The 4,712-nt window shown below is 50.9% G+C and carries 3 protein-coding genes; all 3 read left to right on the top strand.

Features of this window, described 5'->3' with window-relative positions:
• The first annotated feature begins 177 nt into the window (after positions 1-177).
• Positions 178-726, top strand: coding sequence for a hypothetical protein (locus tag KDK14_RS01355; RefSeq protein ID WP_257263218.1), 549 nt, complete (start codon positions 178-180; stop codon positions 724-726).
• Between the two features lie 695 nt (positions 727-1,421).
• Positions 1,422-2,438 (top strand): UDP-glucose 4-epimerase GalE, encoded by a 1,017-nt coding sequence (galE, locus tag KDK14_RS01350; protein ID WP_257263217.1) that lies wholly within the window; start codon positions 1,422-1,424, stop codon positions 2,436-2,438.
• The coding region (gene galK, locus KDK14_RS01345) for a galactokinase (RefSeq protein WP_257263216.1) at positions 2,435-4,712 on the top strand (2,278 nt) is incomplete at its 3' end. The genes galE and galK, both read left to right, overlap by 4 nt.

Below are 4,712 nucleotides of genomic sequence, written 5' to 3'. Positions count from 1 at the left end.
GGTACTGCTTCGGGTGCCGCAGGGTTGCTCGCCGCTTCGGGTACCGCAGGGTCAGTGCTCGCCGCTACGGCTCCGGTAGCGAAGCGATTGGCTTCCAGTCCGGCAGCGATGCCTCTTCTTGCTGCTACGGCCCCGGGATTGGTACCGGTTGCCACTGCAGCAGGAGTTGCTTCTAAATTGGCTCCACATGTGGCAGATGTAGCTGCCCCACTTGCTGTTGCAGCCGGCGGTGTGATAGCGAAACAGGGTCACAAAGTTGCAAGCAAGGGACTTTTCAAAAAATCCGAAAAAAAATCTGAAAAAAAATCTGAAAAAGCATCAAAAAAACAAAAAGTAAATGACCAGGTCAGCGAAGAAAAGAAAGTACCTCATACCAGGCAAGAACTGGAAGAACTCGGTAAGGCATTTCAAGATAAATTATCTACTCATGTTCCACCAGAAGAACTGATAACACTGTTTTCCAAAACGGAGTTCGAAATACAAAGTATGTACTTTCATACTGCCAGGAATGGTGTTGAAGATTTTGTAAATTCTGCCAAATTATGGCTTGAGCAGGAATTTATGAAAGTGCTAAGTGACTTACATGTAAATCATAGCCAGTATCACAAAAAATACCCTGATACGCCCGCTGGCAGAAATGATAGCGCATGTATTCGCCATGACCAACTGACGAATGCAAGAAACCATCTTATACGTCAAAAACCAAAACCGAATAGACTGTTTTAACACTGGTACTTCAGCTCTTTCTGATGGCCTTGATTTCGCTCAGAAGGGAGTTAGCAGCAATGGCACTGACTTAAGCTGCAAAGTCCCGAAAACATGGGGATTGATACAACCTGAATTGGAACCACAAAGCAAACAAAGAGCACAAAGAAAAAGAAAAGCTCTTCTTAGTGCTCTTTGTGTGCTTCGTGGTTCCAATTCAAGACCCCGCAACAAACCCACCCGCCTGCACTCGTACGTAGAAGCTAAAGAAAGAATGGACAGTTGTAATATCAGGAAGAATTCCTTAATGCCTACCCTAAGAGGGAGCCTTAAAGCCTACGTATGGCAAGGCTATCACTCTTAAGTCAGTGCCATTGGATGCCCCAACCGATAGTTCAGCTCAACATGGCCATCTACACGGCCATTGTCCATAATATATGGCACCTGGTTTTTGATTTAAAATATTCCGCTGAATATCGAAAATTGACCCGGGCTTGAGGCCACACCCGTGGTTCTACAAACGGTTCCACGACATTGCCTGACTGGCAACAGCTGCTGACTACTCACAAATATTGACCCTGATCAAAAAGCCTCATAATGATACCTGTTGCCATCGCAAACATCTTTGTTTTCGGGAAAACAGAGAAAAAACTGTTCGTAAAAGTACCACAAGCGATTATTTAACAGGCAGTCAAGCTGCCTGGACGAGGTAGACAATGAGTATCCTGATCACTGGCGGGGCTGGCTACATTGGCAGCCACACCTGTTTGGAATTACTGAATGACGGTTATGACGTAGTCGTCGTTGATAACCTGTGCAACAGCCATGAGACGGCTCTTCACCGGGTAGAGAGCCTGACGGGTAAGCAGCCCGATTTTTATGCCGTCGATATACGCGACAAGGAAGCACTCCGTACCGTATTCGGCAGGCACGCCATTGAAGCAGTAATTCATTTTGCCGGATTAAAAGCCGTAGGTGAGTCTACCCGGATACCCTTGGCTTATTTTGACAACAATGTCAGCGGTACAGTAAAACTTCTGGAAATCATGGCAGAATTTGACGTACGACACCTGGTCTTCAGCTCTTCTGCCACCGTGTATGGGGACCCCCATGAAGTGCCGATCAGGGAAGACTTCCCGGTTGGACAGGTCACCAACCCCTATGGACGCAGCAAATTCATGGTGGAGGATATTCTCCGTGATACGGCAGTGTCCGATCATCGATGGAATTTCAGTATCCTGCGCTACTTCAACCCGGTTGGCGCCCACGAATCCGGCCTTATCGGAGAAGACCCCAGCGGTATTCCCAACAACCTGATGCCGTATATTGCGCAAGTGGCCGTTGGCAAGCTGGCGCAACTCAACGTATTTGGCAATGACTACGCTACCCACGATGGTACCGGTGTACGTGACTACATCCATGTGGTCGATCTGGCTCTTGGTCATCTGGCGGCATTGCGAACCCATTGGAACGATCAGGGCGTCCACACCTACAATCTGGGTACCGGAAAAGGCAACAGTGTTTTCGATATGCTCCACGCCTTTGAACAAGCCTGTGGCAAAACACTGCCTTACCAAATCCAGCCACGCCGCCCCGGAGATATCGCCCAGTGTTACGCCGATCCTGCCTATGCTGAGCAAAAGCTTGGCTGGAAAGCCAGCCGCACCGTTGAAGATATGACCATCGATACCTGGCGCTGGCAGTCAGAAAACCCGAACGGATTTATCCAATGACGCAATTTAATCCCGTTGATCACCCACACCGTCGATTCAACCCACTGATTGGCGACTGGGTACTGGTATCCCCCCATCGTGCCAAGCGTCCGTGGCAGGGACAGGTGGAAAAAACAGCGCCAGACTTTCGTCCAGTGCATGATCCACAGTGCTTTCTCTGCCCGGGCAATGACCGTATTACCGGAGACCATAACCCCGACTACACCGCCCCCTACATTTTCCCCAATGACTTCCCGGCACTGCTCACGGATACCCCGGATGCAATCAGCGAATCAGACCTGTTCCAGAGCAGTTCAGCCAGAGGGCAGGCACGGGTTATCTGTTTTTCACCGGATCACAGCAAAACCCTGCCACAGCTAACCGGACAGGAAATCCGCAAGGTCGTTGATTGCTGGGCGGAACAGGTTATTGAACTGGGACAGACTTACCCCTGGGTGCAGCTGTTTGAAAATAAGGGAGCCGTAATGGGCTGCTCCAACCCCCACCCCCATGGCCAGATCTGGGCCAGCAGCTTTCTACCCAACGAAGCCCGCAAAGAAGACGACAACCAACGTCAATGGTTGAACGAAAAGGGCATCAATATGCTGGTTGAATACGCCCGAAGGGAATCGGAGTCCGGTGAACGTACCGTCGTTGAAAATGATCATTGGATCGCTGTGGTTCCCTACTGGGCAGCCTGGCCATTTGAAACCCTTATGCTGCCCAAACGACAGGTACTGCGCATGCCCGATCTGACCGAAGTGGAACGTGATGCTCTGGCAGAAATTCTGAAAAGACTGACGACCAGGTACGACAATCTGTTCCAGACGTCATTCCCCTACTCCATGGGTTGGCACGGTGCGCCCTGTCATCAAGGAAAGGTCGGTACCGATGATAGCCACTGGCAACTGCACGCTCACTTCTATCCACCACTGTTGAGATCAGCAACCGTGCGCAAGTTTATGGTGGGTTTTGAAATGCTGGCAGAAACCCAGCGTGACCTCACTGCTGAACAGGCTGCCACCCGTCTGCGCGAACTGTCTGATGTGCATTATCTGGAAAACAGCGCTGAGCCAGGCGCCATTCGAGTTATGGAAAGTAAAATGAGCCAGAAACAAACCCTGACTGAACTGTTTGAAACCACCTTTGGTCATCAGCCAACCCACTATTTTCAGGCACCTGGCCGGGTCAATCTGATTGGTGAGCACACCGACTACAACGATGGTTACGTATTGCCCTGTGCCATTGACTACCAGGCCATGATTGCTGCTTCTCTCAGAGATGACCAGAAAGTCATGGCCACTGCTCACAGTTACGACGGGCAGGTAACCGAGTTTGAACTGTCCTTGCCGGTTCCTCACAGTAAAGTGGCCTTCTGGAGCAATTACGTACGGGGTGTCGCCAGCGTACTGATGGAAAAGAACATGAGCCTCAAGGGTGTCAATATGGCTATTATTGGCAATGTTCCCCAGGGCGCCGGCCTCAGTTCATCCGCGTGTCTGGAAGTGGTTACGGGACTGACTCTGACCCGAATGTCCAAACTGGATGTCAGCCTGAAAGAGCTGGCATTGCTTGGCCAAAAAGCAGAGAACCAGTTTGTTGGCTGCCAGTGCGGCATTATGGACCAGATGATTTCAGCCTGTGGCAAGGAAGACCACGCCATGCTGCTTGACTGCCGATCACTGGATAGCCGACTGGTGCCCATCCCTCACAACGCGGCGGTCGTGATTATCAACTCCAATGTAAAACGTGGTCTGGTAGATAGTGAATACAACATTCGTCGTGCACAATGCGAAGCGGCAGCCCGTCATTTTGGCGTCAAAGCCCTGCGGGATATTACCCTTGCCCAACTGGAAGCCAGCCAGGGCGAAATGGACGAACTCATTTACCGACGAGCCCGCCATGTGGTGACTGAGAATGATCGTACCCTGGCCGCTGCCGAGGCCCTGGCCAGAGGTGACCTGGAAGCCATGGGCAGGTTGATGGCTGAATCCCATATCTCCATGCGGGATGACTTTGAAATTACCGTACCAGCTATCGACGGTATTGTTGATATTGTCAAAACCGTTATTGGCAATGAAGGCGGTGTCCGAATGACCGGTGGCGGATTTGGGGGTTGTGTCGTTGCACTGATTCCGAAAGAGAAAGTGGATGCAGCCAAACAGGCACTTGCTGAACACTATTCAACTTACTCCAATGGCCTGGTTGCTGACATTTATGTTTGTCGGGCTTCACAGGGAGCCAGGAGGCTGTCCGAGAATAGCGCCCGACTGGGCGTCCCCGTAGCGAGGATGG

It is taken from the genome of Endozoicomonas sp. ONNA2 (assembly GCF_024606365.1).
In the GTDB taxonomy this organism is placed as follows: domain Bacteria; phylum Pseudomonadota; class Gammaproteobacteria; order Pseudomonadales; family Endozoicomonadaceae; genus Endozoicomonas.
This window is presented reverse-complemented; position numbering and strand designations above follow the sequence as displayed.